Below are 26,813 nucleotides of genomic sequence, written 5' to 3'. Positions count from 1 at the left end.
TTAAAATAAATTCAATTCTCATACTATGGGTTCAAATCAAATAAATGAAGACTTGGTAACAACGATTCCAAGTTCTGAAATGACTAAAGCATGCCAATATTTTATAGATCAAAAAACAAATGCAGTGTTTTCTGATATCGAACTTTTTTTCAAGCATGTTATAGGCAGAGAATATCCTGAAGTAGCACCAATCTCTGAACAATTACGAAATTCTTGTGATATTCGAACTGAAAAAATTAAAGGTTATACTGTATATACATTCACACCCAAGAAAAAACGTTCTGAAGTGCATATTATTTATACACACGGTGGAGGCTGGGTACATGAACTTATTGCACCGCATTGGGATATGATTCACCAATTGATCGAAGACAATGGAGCAATGGTTACTGTTCCTATTTACCCTTTGTCACCTGAAAGTAATCATAAGGTGGCATACGAATTTCTTGGAGAAGTTTATCGTAATGTAATTGCGGTAACTCCTGTAGATAAAGTGATCCTTTCAGGTGATTCAGCAGGCGGAGGGTTAGCAATAGGTCAGTGTTTCTATTTTAGAGATTTAGGTCTTCCATTACCTAAGCTTGTGGTTGCCTTTTCGCCTTGTGTTGACATGACACTTGAAAATCCAGAAATGTCTGATTTGGAAAAAATGGATGTTATACTTGGTTTAGAAGGTGGTCGTGAAGCAGCTAGAATGTGGATTAATGATGTCAATCCTAAGTCGCCAATTTTAAGTCCACTTTATGGTGATTTAACGGGATTGCCACCAATCAGAATTTATATTGGCACATATGATATGCTTTTACCAGACAATCGCCTTTTTAAAAAGAAAATGAAAGCAGCAGGTGGTGATATACAACTTTACGAGTATACGGGCGGAATTCATGTTTTTATGGCTTTCCCTCCGATTCCAGAATCACAAGATGTATTTAAAAAAGTGAAAAATGCAATCACAGAAATAGTAAAAACCAAAGATTAAGAATCTTTTCAAGAAGCCACAGCTTTATGTAAAGAATGTCCCATCCTTTTATTGGGAGGAAGTGTAGAAGTCAGAGAGATTAGTAAACTGTAATATTAATGACGGAATTTGATACAGCCTTTTATGAACTATGGCAAACCCGAATGAAATAACCCCGCATTTATTCAGAACTGAGTACAGCAAAATCGTTGCAGTACTTTGCAAAACATTTGATATAAAACATATCGAAATTGCAGAAGATATTGCCAGCGAAACTTTTCTGAAAGCCTCAGAATATTGGGCTGTGAACGGACTTCCTGACAATCCTGCAGCCTGGCTTTACACCGTAGCAAAGAATAAAACGAAAGATTATTTCAAACACCTTTCCATTATTGAAAAAAACAAATTGGCTGAAATAACAACAGCTGAAAAAGAGCTTCAGGAAATAGATTTTGATACCAAAAATATATCCGACAGCCAGCTGGAAATGATTTTTGCCATCTGTAATCCGATCAATTCCCAGGAAACCCAAATAGGTTTGGCTTTGCAAGTTCTCTGTGGCTTCAGTGTAGAAGAAATTGCCAATGCTTTTCTCTCCAAAACCGAAACCATTAAAAAAAGATTGCAACGAGGCCGGAACGCTCTCAGAGCCCATCATTTTAAAATAGATTCTTTAAGTGAACAGGAAATCCACGAACGCCTGGAAACCGTACTGGCTACTTTATATTTACTCTTTAATGAAGGCTATTTTTCCAAAACAAATGATCTTTTAATCCGCAAAGATCTTTGTCTTGAAGCCATCAGGCTCGCCCTGATACTTATAGATAATCAATTCACCAATACTCCCAATACCAATGCTTTGCTCGCTTTGATGTGTTTTCAGAGCTCAAGGCTGGAAGCAAGGATTAATGATAAAGGTGAAGCTATTCTTTTTGATGAACAGGATGAAGCTTTATGGGATAAAGCCTTGATTGAAAAAGGCAATTATTACCTTATAGAAGCCTGCCAGACTCACAGCAATGAAGTTTCAAAATATCATCTGGAAGCAGGAATTGCTTACTGGCACACATCTCCTGCCGGTAAAGATAAATGGCTGCATATTTTAAACCTGTATAATCAGCTTATCATTATTGAATATTCTCCTGTTACTGCTTTAAACAAGGCTTTTGCTTTTTCCAAAGTCTATGGAAATGAAAAAGCACTTATTGAGGCAGAAAAACTCAACCTCATCACTAGTGAATATTATCATGGGTTGCTGGGGTATTTATATTCAGAACTCAATATTGATAAGGCTATTCATCATTATGAAGAAGCGATCCGTCTGACTAAATCAAAGCTGGAAAAACAGACTTTGCAGAAACAGATTCATCTTTTAAAACAATCAAATTAAGATATCAATAAAAACCCTCCCGATCAATGACCGGAAGGGTTTCTTTAATTATTAATCATCTACAGTATTGAGGAACAAATCCTCTTTACCAATAAGATAAAGGTTGACAAGCTTTTGTCTGTTGATTTTAACAGTAATCCCGTTTTTAATTTTATATTTCTTTTGTAATAGTTTTTCATTAAAATAAACGGCATCTGTATCCAGCAGTTGATTCAATTTAGAGGATGAAAGACCTAAACATGTACGGATTACCATTGAAACCCTCATATTAAAATCAAAAGGACAATTTATTTTAAACGAAATCATCTCGCTGTCCATATTAATAAGATCTTCTACCAGGAGATTGGGATATAAAATTTCATATTCTACACTTTCCCAGTCTGCTTCCGCATTATTTTTCCGTATTAATTCCTGCGAAAAGGCATATTCCCAGGCAATTCCCCTATTATTTTCTGAAAATTTATTAAATATTTCTTTACTGATAGATTCTGTTCTGATTCTTGAAAACACCGTCATATTATAGGTATTATTGCATTTTACACATCGGTAAATCAACCATATATCAATATTTTTTTTCTGAGCATTCAATCTGAATTTATCGCTGCATTGAAATCTTTCGCTGTCACAATGACTGCATTTCTTTTTGAGTAAGGGAGTATTTTTCACTTTTACCTCCCAGCTATGTTGGGTACTCATAACTTATAATGGTGCTTATTATTCTTTGTTGGATTTTTTCCATATTATTCACGCATTACAAGAGGGTTACATACATCCGGATTAGAGCTTAATGATTATTTCTTAAGTCACAGTTGCTGTATATTCAGCAATTATCAAAGCCAAAACAGCCAGGATAAAGCCACCTTTATAGGTAATACGATAAATAATATGATGAAATGAAAACCTGTTCGGGCAGAGTTACCCAAACGAAAGAACGATCAGCCTGTGGTTACGGAGACTGATACTAAGCCAAAATAAGTTTAAGAGTTGTTCTCAAAACGAGTTATTACTTGGTTATGATAAAAGTAGTCAATTTTATTGAATAACAGAGCGTTTCCACATTTAAATTCAAAAAATTAAAATTAACAATCTGTAAAATGAACTATACAACAAATAAAAATTGAGCTATACAACAAACCTATCCTTTTCCTTTCTCCCGAACTTTGTGGTATTAAAATCATCAAAATGATACAGATTAATAAAATTTACGTAAACGGAGAATTCGTTACCCCAAAAGGGACAGAAACTTTTGATCTTATAAACCCAACTACCAATCAGAAAACCGGAGAAGTAGTGCTGGGAAATGAAGAAGATACCCAAATGGCCATTGCAGCCGCAAAGAAAGCTTTTAAAACATTTTCAAAAACAACAAAAGAAGAAAGAATCAGCCTTCTTAAAAAATTACATGAAGCTGTAAGCAAAAGAGAAGATGAGCTGGTTTCTGCCATGGTGAATGAATATGGAGGAACATTGCAATTCTGCAGGATGAGTGTCCAAAATGCCATTTCATCTTTTACAGCGACCATCAACACCTTAGAATCTTATGATTTCGAAAGAACAGTGGGACATTCTAAAGTACGTTTTGAATCTTTAGGGGTAGTAGGAATTATTACTCCATGGAACGCCAGCAACAGTTTCATCTGTAATAAACTGGCCACTGCCATTGCTGCCGGATGTACAGCTGTTATCAAACCAAGCGAGATGAGCGCGGTACAAACTCAGCTGCTTACAGAATGCTTTCATGAAGCAGGATTACCTGAAGGAGTATTCAATATCATTAACGGATTGGGAAATGTGGTTGGTGCTGAAATCACTCAACATCCGGACATCGCAAAAATATCTTTCACAGGATCTACAATAACTGGAAAAGCGATTGCAAAAGGAGCCGTAGATACCATGAAAAGAGTAACATTAGAGCTTGGTGGAAAGTCTCCAAACATCATTCTGGAAGATGCCGATCTTGATAAAGCAATCCCTATGGCTGTTTTCGGGGCTTATATGAACAACGGACAGGCTTGTATTGCTCCTACCCGACTTCTTGTTCCCCAAAGCAGACTGGATGAAGTGAATGAACTGGCTAAAAAAGCTGCTGAACAGGTAAAAGTAGGAAATCCTGGCGAAGAAGACACCCTTGTGGGCCCAATGGTAAGTGCCAAACAGTTTGAAAGAGTACAAAGCTACATCCGCCTTGGTCAGAACGAGGGAGCCGTTCTGCTTGCAGGTGGTGAAGGAAAGCCGGAAGGTCTTGAAAACGGTAATTTCGTAAAAGCTACCATCTTTACCAATGTTCGTAATGATATGCGTATCGCTCAGGAGGAAATTTTTGGGCCTGTACTATCCATCATTCCATATAACAATGAAGAAGAAGCGATTACCATTGCCAATGATACCACGTATGGTCTTGCTGCTTATATTAGCTCTGCCGATCAAGCGCATGCGGAACGTGTAGCAGCACAGATTGATGCCGGAAGGATCTGTATTAATGGGTTTGCACATGATCCTTACGCTCCTTTCGGAGGCTTTAAACAAAGTGGTATTGGACGTGAGTTTGGAGTATTCGGATTGGAAGCTTATCTGGAACCCAAAGCCATTCTTGTATAATATTACATTCCTCAAAGTCTATGAATATTGGGCTTTGAGGAATATTAATATCTGCTGAAGATATGATCATAAAAAAGTTTTGTAAGTTTGAAGAAGAATCGATCAAGAAATACCCTTCTGAGATATGAGCGAAAATAAAATTCCTTTTCCTATTAATTATTCCTGTCACTTTTCAGAATTCAGAGAAGGAGAACAGTTTGCGCAAATTCATAGTCTCGGATTGGTTCTGTCCGGAGAAATGGAGCTTAATGACGGTATTACAAAAACAGTTTTCAAGGAAGGTGAGCTTTATTCCGCAAGGAAAAACAGCTTATTGAAATTTGCAAAATACCCTCCTAAAAATGGAGAAATCAGAACAATATCCATTTATTTTGATGATGCTATGCTTCAAGATTTCAGTCGGGAGTATGGATATCAGGCAGAAAAAAAAGAACATGTTCCCGCTTATATAAAACCGGAGCAAAAGACATTACAATCTTTTATGTATTCCTTATTAGCCTATGAAGATCTTTCGGCTTCTGAAGAAATCCTGCGCCTTAAACAGAAAGAAGCTTTACTCCTGCTGCTTAATTATGATCCGGGTCTTAAGGATATTTTATTTGATTTTTCTGAGCCGTATAAAATAGATATTGAAGCTTTTATGAATAAGAATTTTCATTTCAATGTGAATGTAGAGCGTTTTGCTTATTTAACAGGAAGGAGTTTGTCTGCGTTTAAAAGAGATTTTCAAAAGATATTCGGGGTGCCTCCAAGACAATGGCTGCAGCTTCGAAGATTAAAAGAAGCGCATTTTCTGCTTACCCAAAAAGGCAGATCTGTTTCTGATATTTACCTGGATCTGGGGTTTGAAAACCTATCTCATTTCTCTTTTGCCTTTAAAAAACAGTTTGGTTATCCTCCAAGCACATTACAGGCAAAATAAATTAAATCTCATCTAAAAAAAAGTATCTGAAAGCAATAATCACCAGGATAATAACTGCTATTGTAATGATTTTCACCTTCATATCACTTTTAAGATTTTCAGGAGCATAACGGAGTGTTTTTTCATCAAGATAAAAGTCCTTGTACACTTCCGGATCAATTTTAAGATCAGGGCGGAACATCTTTACTCCTTTCAGAAAATGTCCGATAAGATCATATCGGTTTTTAAGCGGAATCACATCAAGATTAACCAATTTTTTTTTGGATTTTCCGTTTTCATCTTTTTCATGAACATACAGATTTTTCCTGAAATCACTGTATTTTCCGTTGGAAGCAGATTCAGAAAACATATCTTTTGTATAAGGGTTTCCACTCTTTACCAAATCATAATATTTGATTGCTGACAGCACTTTTTCATTCCTGTTGAGAAAAAGAATTCCCTGGTGATTGATGAGGAGACCACTGATCTTCTCATCCTTATTTCTGGTCATTTCATACGCCAGCCAACCCGCCAGTGAACCCGCAATAAGAAAGAGCAAAAAGAAAATCATATCAGAAGCAGTGTCTGTAAAAGGATCTGAAAGAGCATCAATAAAAAATCCCAGTAAAACAACCGCAATCGTTCCAAAAAGAATAACAATACTCCATCGTAATCTGGATATGTATTCCGGGCTATAGGTTTCTGCTCTCATTTCAGAAAATGATTCTTTCATTGGTTAAATATATAGTTCGTTGGTTATCAGTTTTCAAAGTATTATAAAGACTTTCTTTCTGTCAGAATGAGTCTTCTGTCAAAAATATACTATATAAATGAATGGTGAAAGCTTTATTTCATCAATGTTTTCAGGGATTATTACAATAAATCGTGCCATGAAAATCATGGCACGATCCGAGTGATTGTATCTAATTATTTCTAAAGTTTTCTAAAGTGCGTATTCTACAGAGGCTTCTTTAGCAGCAGCTACCATTGCTATTAAAGCTTTTTCTGTTTCGTCCCAATGTCTGGTTTTCAGTCCGCAGTCCGGATTTACCCAAAGCTGGTTCGCAGGAATTACATTCTGAGCCTTTCTCAACAACTCGATCATTTCTTCTTTTGACGGAACTCTTGGTGAATGAATATCGTATACTCCAGGACCAATTTCATTTGGATATTTGAAATCTGCAAAAGCATTCAGTAATTCCATCTGAGAGCGTGAGCATTCTATGGTAATCACGTCTGCATCCATATCGGCGATATTTTCAATAATATCATTGAATTCCGAGTAACACATATGGGTATGGATTTGGGTAGCATCCTCTACTCCACTTGCTGAAATTCTAAAGGCTTCCACGGCCCATTTCAGATAATTCTGCCAGTCTGTTTTTCTTAAAGGAAGTCCCTCTCTGATAGCAGGTTCGTCAATCTGAATAATCCTGATCCCAGCTTTTTCCAGATCCACGACTTCATCACGGATCGCCAAAGCAATCTGCTTACACGTTTCGGAACGAGGCTGATCATCACGTACAAAAGACCATTGTAAAATCGTAACCGGACCTGTCAGCATTCCTTTTACCCATTTTTCAGTCTGGGATTGTGCATATTGAGACCAATAAACCGTCATAGGAGTCGGGCGGGAAACATCACCAAAGATCACAGGAGGTTTTACACAACGGCTTCCATAGCTTTGTACCCATCCGTTTTTAGTGAAAACAAATCCTTCCAGCTGTTCTCCGAAGTATTCTACCATGTCATTACGCTCAAATTCCCCGTGAACCAATACATCAATTCCGATGTCTTCCTGCCAACGGATTGTTCTCTGAGTTTCCTCTTTCAGTAAAGTATCATATTGTTCTGCGGTAAGCTCTCCTTTTTTGAATTGTGCTCTCCAGCTTCTTACCTCTGTTGTCTGCGGGAATGATCCAATGGTTGTGGTTGGGAATAAAGGAAGCTGCAATACTTCCTGCTGTTCTTCTTTACGAATTTTGAAGGTATTTATTCTCTGAGCATCTTTTTCGGTAACAGCATTGGCTCTTTGCTTCACCTGATCATTATGAATAAGAGAAGAGGTTCTTCTGCTTTCAATTGATTTTTTATTTTCTTCGAATGCTTCAAGAATCTGTTCATTTTCTGTTCCTGCTGCCAGTTCCTTAAGGGTAACCACTTCCGCCACTTTTTGTTTGGCAAAAGCCAGCCAGTTTTTGATTTCAGGATTAAGACTGGTTTCAAAATCCAGATCACACGGTGAATGAAGCAATGAACATGATGGTGCGATGAAAATTCTTTCAGATCCTAATTTCTCAACTGCTTTTCTGATGAAAGACAGCGATTTTTCATAATTATTTTTCCAGATATTTCTGCCGTCAATTACCCCTAATGAAAGACTTAAGCTTTCCGGAATAACATTCAGTATATCATCCAGCTGTTCAGGATTTCTTACCAGATCAATATGTAGTGTGTTCACCGGAAGTGAAACAGCAAGCGATGCATTATCCTTTAATCCGTCAAAATAAGTGGCAACAATAAATTTCAGTTTCGGGAAACGTTTTCTTATTTCAGTATATACAGAAAGATAAATTTCTTTTGCTTTTTCAGTTAAATCCAATGCCAGAAAAGGTTCATCAAACTGAATCCATTCAGCACCCTGATCCTGAAGCTTGGTTAAAATTTCTGTGTATACTGGAAGAAGATTTCCGGCAAGATCTAACTTATCAAATCCTTCTTCTTTTTCCTTTCCTAAAAGAAGATAAGAAACCAATCCGATAATGACAGGTTTTGCATTGATTCCAGCTTGTTTTGCCCCAGCAAATTCATTGAAAATTTTGTCTGAGCTTAATTTAAACTGCTGGTTTTTATAAAATTCCGGAACGATGTAATGATAATTGGTATCAAACCATTTGGTCATTTCCATTGCTGTGATATCCAATCCATCTTTCTGATATCCTCTTGCCATGGCAAAATAAAGATCCAGTTCAGAATTGTTCTTCTTAAGCACAACTTCATGATAGCGTGTAGGGATTGCTCCAACCACAAGGCTCATATCTAATACCTGATCATAATATGAAAAATCATTACACGGAATAAGGTCTATTCCGGCTTCTTTCTGAATATTCCAGTTTTGGTTACAGATATTTCTTCCGGTATTCAGAAGTTCTTCCAGAAGGATTTTACCTGACCAATACTGCTCGCAGGCTTTTTTGAGTTCTCTTTTGCTACCAATACGCGGATAGCCCAGAATGTGAGTTTGCATTTTTTAAAACTTTTTAATTAAACTTATTGGAAAAGTCCTTTAAAATGCTTCTTCATGTTTTTGCGGAAGAAATTTCAGGAAAGTAGTGACATAGCAGGCAATGTATTTCCACTCGATAGAAAATACATATCTGATATATCATCTGTATGACCCAAAAGCTTCAGACCGCGAAAGCATTGTCAATTCAGTAAAGGCAGGTCTCCTGACTTGTAACAGTTTCCGTCATCCTTCCCGCTTTTGGCAGTGGATATACAAGGACAGAAACTTTTGGTGTGTTACTTACAGTTGCGCGACAGCTCGTGATTCTCACACGATTCCCTATTAATCTACCTTAAGTAAAACCTTTCCTGTTTGATGAAGTATCTATAAAGAACTGTACTTTTACCTTTAACAACTGTCATCAGTAAAAGTTTTTAATTTTGTGTAAAATTAGCAATACAGAATAAAAGCACAATCAATAAGAAATAATTAAGCAAATTAAACTTTTAAAAATTCAAATAAAAGCATATAATTCTTTACATTTGACTGTTTTAATCATTTAAAAGAATAATATTCTGTGGAACAACTCGATAATAAGGATTTACAGCTGCTCAGGCTGCTCCAGAAAAATGCCAAATTGACCGTTAAAGAACTGGCAAAGGAAGTGAACCTCTCTACTTCACCTGTTTTTGAAAGGGTGAAAAGGCTGGAACAAGATGGTTTTGTTAAAAGATATGCTGCAGTTCTTGATGCTGAAAAACTGAACCGGGGATTTACTGTTTTCTGTCAGATCAAATTGAAAATTCACGACAGATCTGTGGGTTATGATTTTGTAAAAGAAATTTTAGAAATTGAAGAAGTGGCTGAGTGCTATAATATTTCCGGAGATTTTGACTTCCTGCTGAAAGTTCAGGTAAGAGATATGAAACATTACCAGGATTTTGTATTTAATAAACTGGGATCCGTAGATTCCATCGGAAGTACTCATAGTACTTTTGTCATGGCTGAAGTGAAAAACAATCATGGATTAACGATATAGATTTCTCTTATAATCCAACCACTCTATACATAAAAAAATCCGTCATTATTTGACGGATTTTTTATTATTTTGAAATTTTCCAGCGATTAATTGGCTGCCGGATCAATAAGTACTGTTGTTAAACCCAATGATTTCAACAGGTTTTTGTTGTCAAAAAGTAACGTTGCATAATGTTTTCCTTTCTTAAAAACCAGTTTTGAACCTCCTGGAAATTCACTGTCTGCTCCCAGCTTCTGTGTTTTTGCATGGTATTTACTGAATCTGTTTTTACTATCCTGCAATGTACTTTTATTCAGAATAAGACCAAAAGGAAGTCCTTCTACCACTAAAGATTTATTATCTGAAGTAGTGAAAAACATCTCATTAACAGTATTATCTTTTTCCAGACTGCAATATAGTTCTAAACCGGTCTTCATGGGCCATTTTGCATACTTTTCCTCATTGGCATCTTCATAAAAAACGGTTTTTATGTTCAATGCTTTTGATATTTTATCAGTAGTCTGCGGGAAGACAAATTCTGAATTTTTGTCTAGTAAAGAATTTAAAGCTGCTGTTTTCTGTGAGAATGCTGTTACACTTAACACAAGCAAAAAAACTGTTACAATAAAAGTGAAAGGTTTCATCTGCATGAGGATATTTAAAATTTTAATGATTTGATGGCTAAAGGTATTAAAATTACCTAATTCACCCAATACAATTCTACGAAATAGCCTAGCCGGCTGAATACACAATTTTATTCCTTTTGCTGCAAATTGAACACTGTACCCGCTGGATCAATAATCCAATGCATATTTTCAGGAAGTTCCTCAATTTCATCACAGGTTTCTACTCCATTCGACTGTAGATATTGCGTAGCCGCTTCTACATCAGGAACTGTAAGCTGTAACCAGGTTTCAGAGTGGGTATAATTGTCTACACAATCCAGCCATATAATGTTATAGCCAAATTTTACTTCGTGTGTTCTGGAAACAGTAGGATTTTTAATAGGTTTTTCTTCAACTTCTAATTTTAAAATATCTCTGTAAAAAGCAACCGTTTTTTCATATTTACTTTTTGGAATTTTTATGGCGATATTAATTCCGGCTTCAAATTTTGTATTCATCATCAAGTTATTTTAAAAAACCATTAAGGTAATTAAGAATCATTGTAGTCTGCATCATAAGACTCACATGGGTTTGCCCCGGAGCAATAGCCAATTGAGATTTTGGCATAGCTCCCATATCTGCAAAAACGTCACCTCCTAATAACTTATAGGTCTTTGAAAGTTCTGTTTTATCCAATCCATCATTATCACCAGCTATGATTAAAACAGGTGCCGGTATCTTAGAAATATGATCATCACCAAGATCAAAAGGCTTTCCGGCAGAAGCGATCATTTGCTCCAGAAATTTTGTCCATTTTGTTTTATCGGGTGCTACGGCATTGTAGGCAGTATGCAGAGGACTGTTTGTAAAGAGATCAGGTTTCATTCCTTCAAATGCTTTATTGACTTCAGGCAGCCAGCCACTTGTTTTATAAGTTGACGAAATAATAACCAGTTTGTTCAGTCTTTCCGGACTCTGTATTGCCAGCTGATAAGCCACTTCCCCTCCAAAGCTGTACCCCACAACATCTGCCTTATCAATTTTCAGATAGTCCATTACCTTTGTAACATCACTGGCCAAAATACCATGTGATAGTTTTCGTTCTGAAAATGGAGAATGTCCGTGTCCCTGTAATTCAAGAGCTATTACTTTTCTGTTTTTAGACAGCTCCGGAATCAATTCGCCCCAATTCATATCAATGGTCATGAAAGCACCATGCAGCAACACAATGGGCTTTCCACTGCCATAAACTTCGTAGTAAACTTTGATGCCATTAACAGATGCGTAGCCACTTTCAGAAGGTTTTACTTTTTGTCCGTATACCTGAGATGCAGTGAGGATAATGGTTAAAACCAGTAGCGCAGAGAATTTGAATAAAGTTTTCATAATACTATCAGATTTGGTGGATTAAACTTTTTATCAAAATTAGCTGGTTACAATGAAACCGGACTTGCCACAGGACAAGATTTTATTTCATTGAAACGACTTATTATAAATTCTTCTAAAAGGAGCTTTCACAAAACACTTTACATTTATTTAATTTTACAAAATCACACCCCATAATCACAAAACACCAATCAATTACTTATTTTAAAATAAATATTTTAACAATAATTCTACAATAGTTGATAAAATTTGATTAATTTCGAATAGAACTAAACTTAAAAATTATTATGAAAAATTTAAAGAAAATCGACAGACAGGAATTGAAAACAATTAAGGGTGGAATTGACTGCAGAGGTGGCCAGTTATGTTTAATCGGAGGAAAATGGCAATGTATGCCTTATGATGGATGTGGTGGTGGAAATCAGCCATAATTTTATGTTTAACCCAACAACTTGACTATGAAAAATTCTAAAAAAATTTCAAGAGACCAATTGAAAAGTATTAATGGCGGAGCGGCAACCTGTTCTGAAGCATGCTGCCCACCTCCGGGAATTAAAAGATGCCCATGGGTGTATTGTGTAGCGCCATGTGAGATTTTAAGTTAAAAAAAAGGAAATTTCTTATCAACATAAAGCCATTGCAGATGCAATGGCTTTCATTTATTTATAAATACAAGCCAAATATTCAGATTGAAAAAATTTCACAAAGCTCAATGTCGTGAGGCTCTGCGCAAAAGGCTGGCAAAATATCGTTTTTCAGGATGTAATGTTAATGAGAAATCTCCTTTTCTCAATTACTATAAATAGAACACTCTGGGATATTGAATCATAATAATCTTTCTTCATAGATTTTTTCAAAATAATTTCCTAGCGAAAGAACTCTTTCATGATTGAGCGGATTAATGTAGTGTAAAAACATTTTCTCCGAACTATGTCCTGTTGCCTGCATCAATAAAGGGGTTGGAATTTTACCATAGAAATTAGAGGCAAAACTTCTTCGCCCGATGTGGCTGGACATCGTTTCCCATTTTTCTGTTATAGTTTCATAACTTCTGTATCCACTACGTTTACGGATATTAATAGTATTGTTAATACCTGCTGCCCGAGCAATATTTTTAATAAATGAATTATAATGAGTTACATCAATAGGCTTGGGAAAAACACCGCCATTCTTTTTGATAATTTTAAGAACAATGGGATGCAGCGGTATAAGCATCTCTTTTCCTGTTTTCTGTTGAATAAAAGAAATGCATGCTTTTCCATCTATCATTAAAACCTGATCAAGGTTGAATTTCATAAAATCTGATATTCTTTGCCCGGTATAACAACTGATTACCAGCCAGTCTCGGGCATTTTCAAATTCCTGGGGAAGCTTAACCCTTTTAATTTTTACAATTTCCTGTTCAGAAAGTATAGATAATCTTTTTCTTGCGGTTATCTTAGGAATATCAAGATTTCTAACAGGAATCTGGTATCCATTTCTTTCAGAAAAATTTATTATGGTTTTCACAAAATGAAGGGTTCTTATAACAGTACTTTGGGTATATTTTTCCAAAACACCGAAATGTTGAAATTTTTTTACTAATTCCGCATTCACATCTTGCAGAGTTAGACGTTTCATTAGATGCCCTTCAAAATTCTGCAAAAGTCTTATAAAGACAATGTATCTCCTATAAGTCGACAGTTGTATTGAACTCTTTTTCTGTTCAATATACATGGATGCCAGATAAAGTAATGACTCTTTTTCATAAGAATAAATTTTCGATTTACTGATATTTTCAATATGGGAAGAGAATTTTTTTTGGGGAAAATTTTTATGATGTCTCGTATAATACTGAATGAGTTTTTGTATTTCAATTTTAATTTCGTTAAGCAGAAAATTCAATTCTTTATATTTCTTGCAGTAAATATTTTTTGGACGTTGTCTTTCGTAATCCCAGTCTCCTTCACTGATAAAAAATGGAGTTTCAAAAACCATTTCTTTATGATGACTTTCAGATTTTTTTTGAATAGTGAGAATGATTTTACTGAAAATATGATCTGAACTTTCTTTTAAAGAGAATTTTAGGCTGGCAAAATTAGACATTGATATTTATTTTTTTGCCAAAAATAGTACAAATAATTAGTCAATATTAGACTAACATTGCAAATGTACTAATTAAATTTAACTGTAAAAACAATTTATATAATTTATTGTAAAATAAACATTTAAACAACATTTGAATAAGAGTTCATTTTATTGATATTACCCATAATATGCACAAGTTCAGACTGCTGTTTTTTACTTTTTCCAAACCTTTTCCAAGTAACCTATTTTATTACAGATATTTAAATTTTTCACATTAGTCTAATATTGACTAATATGAAAAAAAACGCAATTTTTGGAAACATTATACCTATATCCCAACCACAAAATCTCTTCATTATGGAGAGAATCTAAAGGTATAATGATTCTGTTATTCTTCTTACTGATTAATCCCATTTTAATATTCTCACAACAAGACAGCTTGTTAAAAGAAAATGGTTCTTTTTTAAAAATAGTACCTGATGATAAAAAAGAATTGATTTTTGTCTCAGACGATGTGAAAGTTTGGGGATTAGAAGAAAATTCTAATTCTATTATTGTTCATGTTAAAAATAAAAGGGACTTAGAAAAGACCATAGGCGGAAAATTAAAAAGGCTTAATAAAATATCTAAAAAATATCTAAAAACAAAGACCTTAACTAAAGATTTAGTCCATTATAATACATTTCTTTTTAAACCGCTTAAAAAAATCAATTTCTTCTCTTTCTGGAATAATTCGATACAGCAACTTTATTTCCCTCAAACACAATATAAAAATAGTATAAAAATACAACTTTGGAACATTTACCAATGGGCTTTCTTTGAGAAACCGCTTAACGCAAAAACAAAAAATAGAAGTCTGTTATTGGTAAATTTTAATTTTACTTATTCCTCACGACCTCCGCCAATGACATCCTGACCTTGCCGACAATCGAATATCAAATTAAACAATACTATTATAGAATGCCTATGGCATCAAACTTAAATAATGAAAAAAATGAAAAAGAAAATTATTTTAATAACAAGTCTGCTTTTTACAGGACTTGTATTCGCACAAGTTGGAATTAATAATACCACTCCAAAGGCTACTTTGGATGTCACCGCCAAAACCACAGACGGCAGTACACCGGAAGGGGTAATTGCTCCAAGACTTACAGGAGATCAGATTAAGGCTGCTGATGCACAGTACGGACCAAACCAGACAGGAGCTTTAGTTTATGCTACAGCTGCTGTATCTTCATCAACAACTAAGACCGTCAACATCACTGCTGCAGGTTATTATTATTTTGACGGAATTATTTGGCAGAAAGTTATTAACTCCACCACGTCATCTGTTTACAGTGCAAATAACGGACTTACAATGTCAGGCAACAACGTAAAATTAGGCGGTGCTCTTATTGAAGCAACTACAATTTCAGGAGTTACAGCAACTAACAAACTTGCTGTAACAGCTACAGGAACTGATGCCATTAATTTTGACAATAATACTTTTAGTGTTGATGCAACAAACGACAGGATTGGTATAGGAACCAATGCTCCTACGCAGCAGCTGGATGTAAATGGCAAAGTAAGAATTGGAACCGCTAGTTCGACATCTTCATCTTCTGTATCTACATTAGTAAGAGATAACAGTACAGGAGAAGTGATGGTAGCTGGTACAACAACTAACAATAAAGCTTTTAGTTATGTAAAGTATGTCATAAGCAATGTTAATAAAGATTGGATAAGTGACTTTAATACTAATATTTCTACAACCAATTACACTGTAGTGGTTGTAGGAAGCAGCTTTAGTGAGCAATTTATAACCAGTACTAATGCCAGCACATACAATCCTGTTAACGTTAATGCATTTATCTCTGGTGGAACCTGGAGACTTACAGCAGATTATAGTGGCGGTGGATCTGCCAATAATGGAACATGGACTATATATTGTCTTGTTCTTAATAATTCACAGGTTAAGTCACTTTCAGATGTGACGGCAAATCTTGGAGGAACAACAGCAGGCAGTGCTCCTGCTCCATCAGGATTATAAACTTAATCAGAATATTTAACTCAATCAATTTCTACAGTATAATAATAGCTTTAATTATACAGTTTTTAATTTTTCTAAAATCCAAATATTATGTGAAAAATTAGCATCCTTTGTATCAATTGAATGCTATGTATTTCAGAAATACCAGTTAGAAATTATTTTGAAAAAACAATTCTTATAAGCACATTGATTCCATTAAAAGGAACTTTTAATTCGGCGTATATAAATATTGTTTTTAAATATTTCCTTTTACAAACTCTCTCTCTTCTCTTTTTTTAATTTATAATAAAGGTGATCCGAGAGAGTTTGTTTACCTCAAAAAAATTATAATAAATGGATTTTAAAGATATACATATAGGAAAGCTGATTCAATTGCGTGTTAATGATCTGGATATCAGCATAGAGCGGATTTGTAATTTTCTCGAAATAAACGAGCTGGAGGTTTCGGAAATGTATGAAAGTAAAGAAATCAATACTTACTTTTTACTTCGGTGGAGTAAATTGTTAGAATATGATTATTTCAGGCTTTACAGCCAGCATTTGATATTGTATTCTCCTCCCTCCAATATAAATAAAAAAAATTCTAAGAGTAGAAAGTCAAGACTTCCAGATTTCAGAAAGCATATTTACACCCGGGAAGTCATACACTTTATATTGGAATTAATATCAAGTGGTAAAAAGACGAAACTAGAAATTATCAATGATTATAAAATACCAAAGACTACTTTATACAAATGGATCAGCAAAAACAGTTCTAATAAGCTCGGTTCATAGAACATAAATATTTTCATGATAAAACTATGAGCATGCCCCCCGATTACAAAAAGATCTATAAGGATATAATTATAATGAAATATCCTGACAAATTAGCGTTATGTAAAAGTATTTTAGAGAAAGAAAATCTAAGTATTTTAGATGTTATCCATCTGAATGAGCTTTTATTCGATTCTACACTATCAGATTCCAAAATTATCAATCAGCGGCTGCGTTCCTATGATAAAAATTCAATACTAGAAATATTGGCATATCAGAAGAAAAAAGGATTGAATAACATTCAGCTGGCCAAGCATTTTAATTTAAGCCGAAATACAATAACCAAATGGAAAAGACTGTTTTTTGTTAATATTTAAAAAATATATTAGAGTTTTTTAGAGCTTTATTTTTTAATCCCGAGCCTAGGTTTGGGATTAAATTTTAGCAGCAATCTTAAAATTTTGGTAAGACTAATAAGGTATCTTTTAAAGCTTCTAAACCTATTTAATCACTTAAGATAATGAATATAGATTATTTATACACAAAAAAAGAGGATCTTAATAAAAGACCCTCTTAGCGGAGAGTGAGGGACTTGTATCTTTTCAGAAAAAGTCCTCACCATCGGCTTTATGCTGTTCTCTTATTTTATAGGTCACCGAATAGGTCACTTTTTGAATAAGTTTGTAAGAGCGTTTGTTTTAACTAATGCTAATTTATACTTTTTTTCACAAATAAATTCAACATATATGTCTTTTTTTGTGATTTAAGTTTAGAACTCTTAAGCTCTTCGTAGGGGAAAAGAAATCTGCTGTAAATAATTTTTCTCCAATTCTTGGAAGAAAAAAGAACGCCAAATACTTTACATTAATTAAATTAGGTTAATAAATATAAATAACTGAGACAATTATTCTTCTTCATCTAGAAACAGTTTAGTTAGTGTATTGAGAGTATGCAATGATTTAACAAAAATATCCAAAGCTACTTCCCTGTAATTCTCATTATTCAGTCCAAAATAATCTACTGCTCTCTTGACATTTTTATTAGAATTACTAAACCTATGTGCTATCATTCCCGAACGAAGATCTTGTAGATTTCGTAAAAATTTAATCATATCAGGAATCTCTATATCTTTACTTTCCAGAAAGCGCTCAAGCTTAGCAATACCTTTTTCATTTTCTACTTTTGATAATCCTTTTATCAACATTTCTTCGTTCAGGCTATCAATGGTGAGCTTTACCAAAGTTAATAATTGATCTGAAAATGAGGTAACAGTATTTTCTGAAGGAACATGCAAGGCGTCAAAATGTTGTTGATCAGTACCTACCTGCATTTTATAAAAATACCAACCGTATTTATTAAACCATTGTTCATTAAACCGTTTATATTTTTCTTTTAATCTTACATCAACAGCATCTGAATCTCGTGCCCATTTACCCATAATCATTGTGTCATAATAGGAACCGCTGAGTCCCATTCCTGGTTCAGGCGCAATATTATGATGTTTCCAATGTAATTGTTCTTTTTGGGGAAGCGTTCTTAAATCATTTAAAAACACCATTACATAATCATCGTGATTATTATCTATTTTTAAAGTAATAAAACTCGAACTGATATGGAAACCATTCACAGTATACTTTTGGGGATTATCATAATACTTATTTAGTACAGTCTTTTTAAAAAACACTGGTGTAAAAAATTTATATTCTTCCGAATTGCAGGGTATCAGCTTTTCACTTCCATCTTCGTTATATCCAATAATGAAAGTTTCGTGAGCATCTTCATTCACTTCAAAATGAAAAGTTTGGCTTTTAGCCGGATCATATTTCAACAATGTTTTTCCTATAATCCAACTTTGGTAACTGCGATTATCAAGTCCCAGTACAAACCTAATCAAGTGGTTGTAGTTAAAAGTTTCTCCAATAAAATCCTGATCTTTGTATACAAGAGATCTTCCAGTTCCATCCTTGTCCGTAATCATCATAAAATCAAAACACAATGAAAGATGAATTTTACGAACTGCAAGGTACTCTGCAACAAACTTTAGTTTAATCTTAACTTCACGCTCCTTAACGCTAATCGCTTCTTCTTCATCTCCCAAATCATCTATATAAAAGTAACTACGTATTTGTTTGGAAGATGATTTTTCATACAAATTAAAATAATTCACGAACTCCTGTGAAACATCGACATAACGTTCGCGATTGTGACTAAACCATTTTGGAAAAACGAAAGGCTCCATTCCTTCTTCCGCAAAGCGATAATATTCTGTAATTGAGCTACCGTCTTTATAATGTGTAATTATACTTGGATGTCCCTCACTACCACAATGAATACCCCAATTACGGTTTTCCATATATTTACTGAGATATTCAGGTTTAACTAATAAACTATAAATACAAGAATCCACACCCTCGCCTTCGTTGTGACCACAATAAACCGTGATCCAACCATCTTTGATGAAACGTTTATTAATCAAATTGTGTTGCTCATTTAAGCTAAATAGGTCCTCTTCCATAAATATTAAAAAAATTTTCAAGTAAAAATAGATAGCCACTGCGTAATCTATTCGCGCATTAAAACCCAACTCAGTTATTTGTGTTTATCTTTCTGAATTCATTAGTTCTAATAGTTGTAAGTGTATTACTGAAATTGCAATTGGGTTATTATTTTCTACCATCTCAACAAAATTCTCTCTTTATCTTATATAGGTGACAAAGCATGCATGACGATTTACCTAATAATCTATTATACAATAAAAAATTCTTAGATTATAACAATTAGATTTGGATTTCAACAATTTTGTGTGCTGCAGTCTATCCTTCAATTATAATCCTGTTAATCCTGTCATCTTGTAGTCTAAACTGTATTCGGTCGTATTTTTGTTGCTGAACAGCCCCTTGTTCGGAGGCCGATGGGAAATATTTTACACCGATGGTCACAACGGGTAATGCAAAATTCCATGAGGTTCGGATCTTAAAATTTTTACCACATAATTGTTGGTCAGCAGAAGTCAGATATTCTTTAAATGCTATGATCCCGTCTGTTCTAACTGTGGACCTGAAATTTTTCAACTTTTCAAAAGACATAGTTTCATGAAGGTTCTTAATAATCGCATCCTCATCAAAGCTGTTGCATGCAGCAATAAAATCTCTTATTATCTTTCGCGGAACTTTTTGTATAGCTGTCGTTTCTTTTTTTTTCTTTTCAAGATATAAAACAAAATCAGCATTAATTACATTTTGCATTTTATAATAAGCAGAATGAAATGCGTCCCATTCAGAACGATAAAGCTTATCCCCAAAAATCTCAGAGTCTTTATTTTTTGTTTTGAAGTTATTTAGCAATAGTACCCCTTGTTCGTCGTTTGCTTTATTCAACCCCGGCACAGTATTTACGTAGTAATGCTGTTCTTCATCTCCAAATAAAACCCTGATTGTTGAACTAAATTCTTCAAATCTTTTATCTGATTTTTTTACAAGATATTTGGTTTCATTTAAAGGTGTCTCGATTTGCCTACCCCAACCGTCTGTTGAGTAGGGAGATTGATATCTTGAAACTTGAACTCTGATTTCTTTTCTTCCTCCGCCGAGATTTGTCACATATTCATAATCTGGAAAGGCGCCAAGTATAGCAGTGTCAAGCTCCCACTGCTCATAATCGCTTGTAAAATCTATTTGGTAGCTGTGTGCATATTTGCGGATAAAAACAGGAGATTGAATTTTGCTGTTAATAATTTTTTGTTCTACCTGTTCAATATCTGATTTGCGATTTATTGTAATGGTGATTTCGGTTTCTATCATTTGGCATTATATTGTTTCTTACAAGTAAAGCTATTAAAACTTATTTTTTATATAATGAGGGAAAGCATTTTTATATACTGTTTCTTACAAAAATTAAGAAGAGTTAAATTATTATTTAAACAAAGAAATTTATTGTTGGGCATAGCAATATTAATTCCTGTTTAATCTATTTTCCTTAACATAATCATGCCTCAATTTTAACCATTCAAAATGTTCTTTTTTAAATGTTCTTGAATTTAATTCCTTAGATACAATCTGATCCAGGATATCTTCTACTCGGTTAGTAAACTCTTTCATATTAGCAGTTAGATCTACTTCTTCAATGTCTTTTTTTCTACCCACAAGACCTAAATTACTTCCCCATTTATCAATACTTGTTTGCGCCAGTCTATAAAAATCTGGTTCTTCTTCCGATCCAGCGTGCAAATAACTAGTTGTATGTGATCCTAATTTATTTCTAAGTTCAATAATTTTTGTAAACTTCAGATCATCTCTAATTTTTTTTAGTCCTCTAAGTTTAAACAATCTCGCTAAATCAGTTATAACGCCTAATTGAAGGTAGTAAGCATTCAGTACCCCATAAAGTCTTAAATACTTTTCACCGTGTGAGTCTGATTTAGTAATTAAACCGTTTTCAAAAACTTCATCGATAGCATATTGAGTATCTTCAAGTAAATCTATACAAGCCCTGAATAAATCAGGATCATGAGTTTTTTCAAATTTCAATACTTTAGTTAATTTCCTTTGATATTCATTCTCACTAGATGTATTTTTTACAGGTACATATCTTAAGATACCTAAAAGTATTTCTGCATATATACCTACCGTTGAAGTAGCATCCAAATAGTTTTTATCAGTCATTTTTTACTTTAAATAGGGTTCCCAACCAGAGAATGATTATTTATATGTTAGAAATATACTCCACGGGCTTATTGCCAACTTATATTTTATTTTATTTAGTAATATCCATGGAGTATTTAACAAACATCAGGTTAATACTGTCATTCTTTTTACTAATATAGAGATATTTATAATTTGCAAATACGCTATATTTAAAAAATAAAACTTTATGTCTCAACAAACTTCTGAAGAAAACAAAAAACTTTTCGATTATATAACAAATATCGTTGGTATCAATAAAATGATTGAACGTCATCATGCTGAAGACAAAAAGAATTTTATCGATATTTTCACTTGTGATGATCCACTTTATCCAAGGATAAAAATTTGCGGTACTATTGGTGTGTCTGATCATCCTAATAAAATTGAAATGAATGATAATAGCTTTAAAGACATCCCAGTAGAACTTTTAATTTCTGGAAATACAGAGTTCACCATGCTAGCTAATATACTTTCCACATCAGCATTTTATATTATTAATAGGGGGTGGAAATGTCAACTTGGCTCTGTTTTTATGAGAGTTATTGAATTGTACTTTGAAACTTCTGACATGAAACATATTATGTTTATTTCACCATTTTTGTGGGAGGATAAGTTAAAACCATTGAAATTTGAAACGAAAATTGTACATTGGCTTTTGGGCATTCCAATTTCGGATAAAGAACTCGAATACAAAATAGAAAATGGGACATCGGCATTAGAGGACATATTTCAAGAAAAAGATATTGACATATTTGATATTAACAGAAAATCCGCTATTTAAGAACTATATTATCTTAAATTGTAAATCAGATACGGCGTAATACTGTCGTTTTTTGAGTCGTCACGATTCACGTTTATGTTTGCATATAGAAATTAGCATATCACTTTGAAAGGCTAATCTTAAATTATTTACTCCTCTTCATTCTTTCGCATTTGAATATTTCCTTCTTTCATACGGAATCTATATCCAAAAGGAATCGCTAAATATTTCAAGATATCAGGACGAGCAAAAGCGATATGAAAAAAATGAACCATTTTTAATGACTTAATATCATCATTATAATCATCTGTGATAAGGTATCAGCCACTTTCGTCCTGAGGTGACTCATATCTAATTCCTTCAATATCTTTTCCTTCATAAACACCATCTGAAATAACGACGGACTGATTGAAGTTTGGAAAATTAGGAATAAGGTTTTGCTGCCAACATATTTTCCCTTGATTCCTAACAACTGAAATTGCCATATCACAACCTTTATTAAAGCCGCTACCATCAGAGTTTGCTTCATACAGATCATAGTATTTATCTTCATCTAGCCTAAATTGCAAAAGCCATGAATAATAGCCAATATTTTGATTTTCAGAAATAATTGGTTTACTATCTACAATATAATCTATAAGGTATTTAATCACGTTTATGTAATCTTCCTGGCAATTACTTCCAATTGTTACTCGAATTTCCTTATTTAAAAATGAGTGTAGCCCTTTAGTCTCAACATATCTATTAGTTACACTTATTTCAATTTCCTTGTATGTTATCATAAATTTTCTGTTCATACTTTATAAGAAAATAGAGCGTCAAATTTTGACGCTCTATGTATTATCAAATTATAAATCTTCTATTTCTGCCTCTGTAATGTTATACTTCTTCATTAAAAGATATGCTCTCACAGAAATAGCCAAAATATAATTTTTTTTCTGTAATAAAAAAATCAGCTTTATAAAGTTCCCCGTTAATCTTTGCCCTCGTTCTCTGATCTTTAAAATAGTAATTTCGAACAAATCGAAAATTGTGTTTTTTAAAATTACGCAAAATCCATTTTTTATTTTCTTCATAGGTACTTCCATCTAATCATATTTTATCTTGTACTAACTGCTCAGGGGGTGCGATGGTTGACCATCGAAGCATATATCTTCAATTTTGCACATGAGTTCAATTGAAGGATTAAGGTTAAACTTAGCAGTTTCGCCCCACTATTGCAAAACTATTGTTAGTGGCTGTTTTTTTATTTCTGCGTATCAAGTCCAAGTTGTTTTCTAAATTCAAGAGTTAATCTGTAATGTTCTTCAATTGGAACTTCTTTTTTGGATGCTTTATTTATATCCTTACCTTGCTTCGTCCATAAGTAAGGAAAAAAGTTAAAGACTTGGTCACTTTTGAGTTTTGCTAGATCTATTTTCCAATTTGCCCATCTGTAATCTTTGTAAAATTCATCAAGATTGTTATTAAAGCAAAAATTCAGAAAGTCAGTGTAAGTAAGATCAAGAGGTTCATATTCTAAATTATCAGGTGCTAAATAATAAACTTTTCCTAAATCGCTACCAAGTCCACCTCCATTAAGAATAAAAATGCCCCCTATTGCATCGTCAGCAATTAAAAGATATGATGCTGGCTGTCCATAATCCTCAAATGTTTTTCCTCTATTCCATTCTGGCAATGACCTGCTTAGCTTATCACTACCCGAGCCAAGAATTCTAATCCATCCATTATCAACTAAAAGTCCGCCTGTCATATATACAACTGCACCCATTGGAGAACGAGTTGTAACTTGAGTTTTATATAGAGCATCCTTTGCTTTATTTGTGTCAACAGGCAAGATTTCTACTTTGTTTTTGGCAGAGTCTATCCATTCTTTTACAAAAATCCATCCTGGGTCTGTATTGTTTACTAATTCATCAATAGAACGCATCTTTGTTTGTCCATAAGTTGTTAATGAAAATAAGGGTAATATTATGATTATCAGAAATTTCATCATACTGTAATATCTTTTAAAATTGCTCCCAACATCCAAATATAACCATTGTCTTAATACAATATGGATTTGTGTGCTTATATTTTTTACTCAATCCATAGCTGCTGTTGCTATCAACAATATTATGATATATGTGATATAATAAACACACCAAACATTCAACAATTTATTTTAATAAAAACTTCTTCTGTATATTCAAAGGCAAACATTCATTACTATTTTTCAGGAAATAATTGACAAAAAAAAATCAATAGTTACTTTTCTTTTCTTAGATATTCAGCTAACGAATTAAATCAATTAGATTTAATCTTTTTCCAAAGGTTTATTCTTATTGATTTGAAAATCAGAAACTGAAATATCAATATCATCCGCAAATCTGCCCAATGGAAATCCTGAAATAATCCGGTCTTCTGCTTCTATTATATCTCTATCATCAGACGAAAGATCGTGTTTGTTGGTACAAAATCAATGTTAATGCTTCCATCAGCCAATAACCATCCGCTGATTAAATACTCGACACTTTTTTCAAAATGCACATCAACAGGAAGGGTCAATACCTTTGAATATTTTGGTGATGTTTCTGAAGAGGGATTACGGTTTATGGGAACCTTAAATGTGTAAGCTTTCAGAGCTTCATCAACTATCAGTGGCTTAACCGTAGGAATTGACTTCATTCCTTGTTGGCTTTCTGCTCCAGCAATAAATTCAATATCTTCATTAGGGATAAACTCTATAACCTTCCTCCCATCACGCTTAACTTCCAATAACCCTTGTTTTTCCAGCTTGTTGATTATTCCCCACATATTATCATATCCATTCTTATAGATGAGATGATCATTGATAAGCTGTTTTTCTCTTAGGATTAATAAACTGCTTTAACACATGCAGTTCCTCCGCATCAAGTTTTTTTTAGACGTCCAAGTTTCTTAATATCGATCAGTTTCCCACCCATTCCTGTACTAAACTCCTCTCTTATGTCATCCCATTCTTCTATAAGTTCCTTATATACTAGACATCCTCTCTTTTGTAAGGGGAAATTCTATTTTAATAAAAAGCCCTCCACTATGCCAGATAGGATTTCATTTCCGTAATAATTGTCATCATCATCCGTAACATAGTCAATTTTATCCCTATATACAAAGCTATATTCAGTTATTAGCTGCGAAATATTGTCACGAGGAATTAGCTCAATAGTTTTTTCTATTAGAGTTTTATCAAAATTGAAAGAATAATCTTCAAATTCGATAAATTCCATATAAGGACATTCCGCCAATCGAAGGAGCAAATCAAGTTTTTGCGGACGTAGAGCACCTCCCATTCCACATAATACATCAAGAGTTGATTTAATCATAAGCCGGTCCTCTTCATCCACAGCATGTATAAATTTAGAAAGTTCTGTTTCACTTACGTTCATACTATTTAAAAGGTTCTCATATTCTTCCCGTAATTGGTTGGTGAAACTATCATAAATGGGTTGGCTACGGACGAAGATTCCTGCATTTCTGTTAATCTGGGGTCTAATATTTTTATTGTATATATGTTGCTGATAATCGAGGAACATGAACCCATTTTCACCTTCTATCATTTCATTCCAATTCAATATACTATCAAGAATTTCATCTTTTACATTTTTTTCCTGTTTGATCGCGACATTATAAATTAGGCTCAGGTAGGCACTCTTATCAGTTGGGACAAAGGAGTAATCAGTTTCACCAGTTCGACTAAATATGGCAAAAAGATCTAACCGTTCATAATTAGTACGATCAAAAAACACCCTAAAAATAACTTCTTTTTCAAAGGCAAACATTGGCAATCTAAAGCAGGTATTTTGCATCTCGTATATAACCGTTTTACATAATTCACCATCATCCCTGACGCTATAAATTCCGGTCAGCAGAACCATCCGAAAAATAATCTCTTCCAGATCCTTCCTATCCTGCGAAAACATAAAGTCATTATCAAGGGAATCATTGCCAGATTGTTCCCACCAATTCACAGTATCTGTACTATTGATAGCTTTTCCTCCAAAGGTCATTCCATAATGTGTTTTAAACAGATCGGCGAATTGGCGTTCAGTAAGATCCCACCCTATTTTTAAAACCACTTCCTTTATCGTTAATGCAGGATCTTTCGATTTATAATAATGTGCGAGTTCAATCTTCATTCTAATCAGATAATACCGGGGAGTAGATTCAGTCCTACCTTTAAAATTCCTGCGGAACTTTGAAGGGGAAATATTAAAAGGTTTCCTCAGCTCATCGACTTTCTTAATAGAAATGTTAGCGATGTTCTGTTCCATATATTCTATAATTTCGTCGATGTAAGCCATAATAACTTTTTAATGAGTTTATTAATTTTCAAAATTATCACTTTGCTTTACACAAAAAAAGGAAGTTCAAAGGCAATTTAGGAAATCTAAGGTCAAAAATTATTGACTGTGACAAAAA

The 26,813-nt window shown here is 33.8% G+C and carries 27 protein-coding genes and 1 riboswitch; of the genes, 12 read left to right on the top strand and 15 right to left on the bottom strand.

Annotated features, from left to right (window positions below; all coding sequences use genetic code 11):
* Window positions 1-25 precede the first annotated feature (25 nt).
* Together ACM6F9_RS16615 and ACM6F9_RS16610 are read left to right on the top strand one after the other, a co-directional pair.
* Window positions 26-979, top strand: a complete 954-nt coding sequence (locus ACM6F9_RS16615; RefSeq protein WP_414846743.1) for an alpha/beta hydrolase — start codon at window positions 26-28, stop codon at window positions 977-979.
* A gap of 130 nt (window positions 980-1,109) precedes the next feature.
* The gene (locus tag ACM6F9_RS16610) at window positions 1,110-2,348 is read left to right on the top strand and encodes an RNA polymerase sigma factor (RefSeq protein ID WP_414846742.1); all 1,239 of its coding nucleotides are present in this window, start codon (window positions 1,110-1,112) and stop codon (window positions 2,346-2,348) included.
* Window positions 2,349-2,399: 51 nt separating this feature from the next.
* Here ACM6F9_RS16610 and ACM6F9_RS16605 read toward each other — a convergent pair whose 3' ends face one another.
* Window positions 2,400-3,044: a DUF1062 domain-containing protein gene (locus ACM6F9_RS16605; RefSeq protein WP_414846741.1), complete on the bottom strand. Its 645-nt coding sequence runs from the start codon at window positions 3,042-3,044 to the stop codon at window positions 2,400-2,402.
* 486 nt (window positions 3,045-3,530) lie between these two features.
* Between ACM6F9_RS16605 and ACM6F9_RS16600 the strand changes: the two genes are divergently transcribed.
* Both ACM6F9_RS16600 and ACM6F9_RS16595 read left to right on the top strand, forming a co-directional pair.
* A complete protein-coding gene (locus tag ACM6F9_RS16600; RefSeq protein ID WP_414846740.1) occupies window positions 3,531-4,946 on the top strand; it encodes an aldehyde dehydrogenase family protein in 1,416 nt (471 codons plus the stop codon).
* A 124-nt stretch (window positions 4,947-5,070) separates the two neighbouring features.
* The gene (locus ACM6F9_RS16595; protein WP_414846739.1) at window positions 5,071-5,868 is read left to right on the top strand and encodes a helix-turn-helix domain-containing protein; all 798 of its coding nucleotides are present in this window, start codon (window positions 5,071-5,073) and stop codon (window positions 5,866-5,868) included.
* 1 nt (window position 5,869) lies between these two features.
* Here the strand turns inward: ACM6F9_RS16595 and ACM6F9_RS16590 are convergent, their stop codons facing one another.
* Window positions 5,870-6,580 carry a hypothetical protein gene (locus tag ACM6F9_RS16590; RefSeq protein ID WP_414846738.1) on the bottom strand — a complete coding sequence of 237 codons (711 nt, stop codon included), beginning with the start codon at window positions 6,578-6,580 and terminating at the stop codon, window positions 5,870-5,872.
* A 210-nt stretch (window positions 6,581-6,790) separates the two neighbouring features.
* A complete protein-coding gene (gene metE / locus ACM6F9_RS16585) occupies window positions 6,791-9,094 on the bottom strand; it encodes a 5-methyltetrahydropteroyltriglutamate--homocysteine S-methyltransferase (RefSeq protein WP_414846737.1) in 2,304 nt (767 codons plus the stop codon).
* A 174-nt stretch (window positions 9,095-9,268) separates the two neighbouring features.
* Window positions 9,269-9,455, bottom strand: a riboswitch (cobalamin riboswitch).
* A 195-nt stretch (window positions 9,456-9,650) separates the two neighbouring features.
* Between metE and ACM6F9_RS16580 the strand changes: the two genes are divergently transcribed.
* The gene (locus ACM6F9_RS16580; RefSeq protein ID WP_414846736.1) at window positions 9,651-10,112 is read left to right on the top strand and encodes an Lrp/AsnC family transcriptional regulator; all 462 of its coding nucleotides are present in this window, start codon (window positions 9,651-9,653) and stop codon (window positions 10,110-10,112) included.
* 86 nt (window positions 10,113-10,198) lie between these two features.
* Here the strand turns inward: ACM6F9_RS16580 and ACM6F9_RS16575 are convergent, their stop codons facing one another.
* The 3 genes from ACM6F9_RS16575 to ACM6F9_RS16565 all read right to left on the bottom strand — a co-directional run bounded on the left by ACM6F9_RS16575 (window position 10,199) and on the right by ACM6F9_RS16565 (window position 12,082).
* Window positions 10,199-10,735, bottom strand: coding sequence for a hypothetical protein (locus tag ACM6F9_RS16575; RefSeq protein ID WP_414846735.1), 537 nt, complete (start codon window positions 10,733-10,735; stop codon window positions 10,199-10,201).
* Window positions 10,736-10,845: 110 nt separating this feature from the next.
* Window positions 10,846-11,214 (bottom strand): VOC family protein, encoded by a 369-nt coding sequence (locus tag ACM6F9_RS16570; RefSeq protein WP_414846734.1) that lies wholly within the window; start codon window positions 11,212-11,214, stop codon window positions 10,846-10,848.
* Between the two features lie 7 nt (window positions 11,215-11,221).
* The gene (locus tag ACM6F9_RS16565; protein ID WP_414846733.1) at window positions 11,222-12,082 is read right to left on the bottom strand and encodes an alpha/beta fold hydrolase; all 861 of its coding nucleotides are present in this window, start codon (window positions 12,080-12,082) and stop codon (window positions 11,222-11,224) included.
* A gap of 287 nt (window positions 12,083-12,369) precedes the next feature.
* On the opposite strand from ACM6F9_RS16565, the gene ACM6F9_RS16560 reads away from it, so the two are divergent.
* A complete protein-coding gene (locus ACM6F9_RS16560; RefSeq protein ID WP_414846732.1) occupies window positions 12,370-12,513 on the top strand; it encodes a bacteriocin-like protein in 144 nt (47 codons plus the stop codon).
* Window positions 12,514-12,540: 27 nt separating this feature from the next.
* Window positions 12,541-12,687, top strand: coding sequence for a bacteriocin-like protein (locus ACM6F9_RS16555; protein WP_414846731.1), 147 nt, complete (start codon window positions 12,541-12,543; stop codon window positions 12,685-12,687).
* A gap of 220 nt (window positions 12,688-12,907) precedes the next feature.
* On the opposite strand, the gene ACM6F9_RS16550 is transcribed toward ACM6F9_RS16555, so the two are convergent.
* Window positions 12,908-14,167, bottom strand: a complete 1,260-nt coding sequence (locus ACM6F9_RS16550; protein WP_414846730.1) for a phage integrase SAM-like domain-containing protein — start codon at window positions 14,165-14,167, stop codon at window positions 12,908-12,910.
* A gap of 295 nt (window positions 14,168-14,462) precedes the next feature.
* Here ACM6F9_RS16550 and ACM6F9_RS16545 point away from each other — a divergent pair, with 295 nt between their 5' ends.
* The 4 genes from ACM6F9_RS16545 (at window position 14,463) to ACM6F9_RS16530 (ending at window position 17,308) form a co-directional block, all read left to right on the top strand.
* Window positions 14,463-15,065, top strand: a complete 603-nt coding sequence (locus ACM6F9_RS16545) for a hypothetical protein (RefSeq protein WP_414846729.1) — start codon at window positions 14,463-14,465, stop codon at window positions 15,063-15,065.
* Between the two features lie 78 nt (window positions 15,066-15,143).
* Window positions 15,144-16,178, top strand: a complete 1,035-nt coding sequence (locus ACM6F9_RS16540; RefSeq protein ID WP_414846728.1) for a hypothetical protein — start codon at window positions 15,144-15,146, stop codon at window positions 16,176-16,178.
* A gap of 333 nt (window positions 16,179-16,511) precedes the next feature.
* Window positions 16,512-16,952 (top strand): transposase, encoded by a 441-nt coding sequence (locus tag ACM6F9_RS16535; protein WP_414846727.1) that lies wholly within the window; start codon window positions 16,512-16,514, stop codon window positions 16,950-16,952.
* 74 nt (window positions 16,953-17,026) lie between these two features.
* Window positions 17,027-17,308 (top strand): helix-turn-helix domain-containing protein, encoded by a 282-nt coding sequence (locus ACM6F9_RS16530; protein WP_414846726.1) that lies wholly within the window; start codon window positions 17,027-17,029, stop codon window positions 17,306-17,308.
* A gap of 527 nt (window positions 17,309-17,835) precedes the next feature.
* Here the strand turns inward: ACM6F9_RS16530 and ACM6F9_RS16525 are convergent.
* The 3 genes from ACM6F9_RS16525 to ACM6F9_RS16515 form a co-directional block, all read right to left on the bottom strand.
* The gene (locus ACM6F9_RS16525) at window positions 17,836-19,446 is read right to left on the bottom strand and encodes a hypothetical protein (RefSeq protein ID WP_414846725.1); all 1,611 of its coding nucleotides are present in this window, start codon (window positions 19,444-19,446) and stop codon (window positions 17,836-17,838) included.
* A gap of 298 nt (window positions 19,447-19,744) precedes the next feature.
* Window positions 19,745-20,731, bottom strand: a complete 987-nt coding sequence (locus ACM6F9_RS16520; RefSeq protein WP_414846724.1) for a hypothetical protein — start codon at window positions 20,729-20,731, stop codon at window positions 19,745-19,747.
* 150 nt (window positions 20,732-20,881) lie between these two features.
* Window positions 20,882-21,592, bottom strand: a complete 711-nt coding sequence (locus ACM6F9_RS16515) for a hypothetical protein (RefSeq protein ID WP_414846723.1) — start codon at window positions 21,590-21,592, stop codon at window positions 20,882-20,884.
* A 208-nt stretch (window positions 21,593-21,800) separates the two neighbouring features.
* On the opposite strand from ACM6F9_RS16515, the gene ACM6F9_RS16510 reads away from it, so the two are divergent.
* Entirely contained in the window at window positions 21,801-22,394 is a 594-nt protein-coding gene (locus ACM6F9_RS16510; protein ID WP_414846722.1) for a suppressor of fused domain protein, read from the top strand.
* A 299-nt stretch (window positions 22,395-22,693) separates the two neighbouring features.
* Here the strand turns inward: ACM6F9_RS16510 and ACM6F9_RS16505 are convergent, their stop codons facing one another.
* From ACM6F9_RS16505 to ACM6F9_RS16485, 5 genes are all read right to left on the bottom strand, one after another.
* Entirely contained in the window at window positions 22,694-23,170 is a 477-nt protein-coding gene (locus ACM6F9_RS16505; RefSeq protein WP_414846721.1) for a hypothetical protein, read from the bottom strand.
* 51 nt (window positions 23,171-23,221) lie between these two features.
* Entirely contained in the window at window positions 23,222-23,461 is a 240-nt protein-coding gene (locus ACM6F9_RS16500) for a hypothetical protein (RefSeq protein WP_414846720.1), read from the bottom strand.
* Window positions 23,462-23,619: 158 nt separating this feature from the next.
* On the bottom strand, window positions 23,620-24,369 hold the full coding sequence (locus ACM6F9_RS16495) for a DUF2625 domain-containing protein (RefSeq protein ID WP_414846719.1): 750 nt from the start codon (window positions 24,367-24,369) through the stop codon (window positions 23,620-23,622).
* A gap of 416 nt (window positions 24,370-24,785) precedes the next feature.
* Window positions 24,786-25,169 carry a hypothetical protein gene (locus ACM6F9_RS16490; RefSeq protein ID WP_414846718.1) on the bottom strand — a complete coding sequence of 128 codons (384 nt, stop codon included), beginning with the start codon at window positions 25,167-25,169 and terminating at the stop codon, window positions 24,786-24,788.
* Between the two features lie 236 nt (window positions 25,170-25,405).
* Window positions 25,406-26,695, bottom strand: a complete 1,290-nt coding sequence (locus tag ACM6F9_RS16485) for a helix-turn-helix domain-containing protein (RefSeq protein ID WP_414846717.1) — start codon at window positions 26,693-26,695, stop codon at window positions 25,406-25,408.
* Window positions 26,696-26,813 lie beyond the last annotated feature (118 nt).

The sequence above is a fragment of the Chryseobacterium sp. IT-36CA2 genome, from assembly GCF_949767875.1.
In the GTDB taxonomy this organism is placed as follows: Bacteria; Bacteroidota; Bacteroidia; order Flavobacteriales; family Weeksellaceae; genus Chryseobacterium.
Note: the sequence above shows the minus strand (reverse complement) of the source record. Positions and strands in the feature narration are given on the sequence as shown.

Excerpts from the sequence above, each read along its gene's own strand:
- ACM6F9_RS16610 (WP_414846742.1), top strand. The coding sequence starts at position 1,110 with ATGGCAAACCCGAATGAAATAACCCCGCATTTATTCAGAACTGAGTAC.
- ACM6F9_RS16575 (WP_414846735.1), bottom strand. The coding sequence starts at position 10,735 with ATGAAACCTTTCACTTTTATTGTAACAGTTTTTTTGCTTGTGTTAAGT.
- ACM6F9_RS16550 (WP_414846730.1), bottom strand. The coding sequence starts at position 14,167 with ATGTCTAATTTTGCCAGCCTAAAATTCTCTTTAAAAGAAAGTTCAGAT.
- ACM6F9_RS16515 (WP_414846723.1), bottom strand. The coding sequence starts at position 21,592 with ATGACTGATAAAAACTATTTGGATGCTACTTCAACGGTAGGTATATAT.
- ACM6F9_RS16510 (WP_414846722.1), top strand. The coding sequence starts at position 21,801 with ATGTCTCAACAAACTTCTGAAGAAAACAAAAAACTTTTCGATTATATA.
- ACM6F9_RS16490 (WP_414846718.1), bottom strand. The coding sequence starts at position 25,169 with ATGTGGGGAATAATCAACAAGCTGGAAAAACAAGGGTTATTGGAAGTT.
- ACM6F9_RS16570 (WP_414846734.1), bottom strand. The coding sequence starts at position 11,214 with ATGAATACAAAATTTGAAGCCGGAATTAATATCGCCATAAAAATTCCA.
- ACM6F9_RS16615 (WP_414846743.1), top strand. The coding sequence starts at position 26 with ATGGGTTCAAATCAAATAAATGAAGACTTGGTAACAACGATTCCAAGT.
- ACM6F9_RS16530 (WP_414846726.1), top strand. The coding sequence starts at position 17,027 with ATGAAATATCCTGACAAATTAGCGTTATGTAAAAGTATTTTAGAGAAA.
- ACM6F9_RS16605 (WP_414846741.1), bottom strand. The coding sequence starts at position 3,044 with ATGAGTACCCAACATAGCTGGGAGGTAAAAGTGAAAAATACTCCCTTA.
- ACM6F9_RS16590 (WP_414846738.1), bottom strand. The coding sequence starts at position 6,580 with ATGAAAGAATCATTTTCTGAAATGAGAGCAGAAACCTATAGCCCGGAA.
- ACM6F9_RS16600 (WP_414846740.1), top strand. The coding sequence starts at position 3,531 with ATGATACAGATTAATAAAATTTACGTAAACGGAGAATTCGTTACCCCA.
- ACM6F9_RS16525 (WP_414846725.1), bottom strand. The coding sequence starts at position 19,446 with ATGGAAGAGGACCTATTTAGCTTAAATGAGCAACACAATTTGATTAAT.
- ACM6F9_RS16485 (WP_414846717.1), bottom strand. The coding sequence starts at position 26,695 with ATGGCTTACATCGACGAAATTATAGAATATATGGAACAGAACATCGCT.
- ACM6F9_RS16540 (WP_414846728.1), top strand. The coding sequence starts at position 15,144 with ATGAAAAAGAAAATTATTTTAATAACAAGTCTGCTTTTTACAGGACTT.
- ACM6F9_RS16555 (WP_414846731.1), top strand. The coding sequence starts at position 12,541 with ATGAAAAATTCTAAAAAAATTTCAAGAGACCAATTGAAAAGTATTAAT.
- ACM6F9_RS16535 (WP_414846727.1), top strand. The coding sequence starts at position 16,512 with ATGGATTTTAAAGATATACATATAGGAAAGCTGATTCAATTGCGTGTT.
- ACM6F9_RS16505 (WP_414846721.1), bottom strand. The coding sequence starts at position 23,170 with ATGAACAGAAAATTTATGATAACATACAAGGAAATTGAAATAAGTGTA.
- metE (WP_414846737.1), bottom strand. The coding sequence starts at position 9,094 with ATGCAAACTCACATTCTGGGCTATCCGCGTATTGGTAGCAAAAGAGAA.
- ACM6F9_RS16560 (WP_414846732.1), top strand. The coding sequence starts at position 12,370 with ATGAAAAATTTAAAGAAAATCGACAGACAGGAATTGAAAACAATTAAG.
- ACM6F9_RS16495 (WP_414846719.1), bottom strand. The coding sequence starts at position 24,369 with ATGATGAAATTTCTGATAATCATAATATTACCCTTATTTTCATTAACA.
- ACM6F9_RS16520 (WP_414846724.1), bottom strand. The coding sequence starts at position 20,731 with ATGATAGAAACCGAAATCACCATTACAATAAATCGCAAATCAGATATT.
- ACM6F9_RS16500 (WP_414846720.1), bottom strand. The coding sequence starts at position 23,461 with ATGGAAGTACCTATGAAGAAAATAAAAAATGGATTTTGCGTAATTTTA.
- ACM6F9_RS16565 (WP_414846733.1), bottom strand. The coding sequence starts at position 12,082 with ATGAAAACTTTATTCAAATTCTCTGCGCTACTGGTTTTAACCATTATC.
- ACM6F9_RS16595 (WP_414846739.1), top strand. The coding sequence starts at position 5,071 with ATGAGCGAAAATAAAATTCCTTTTCCTATTAATTATTCCTGTCACTTT.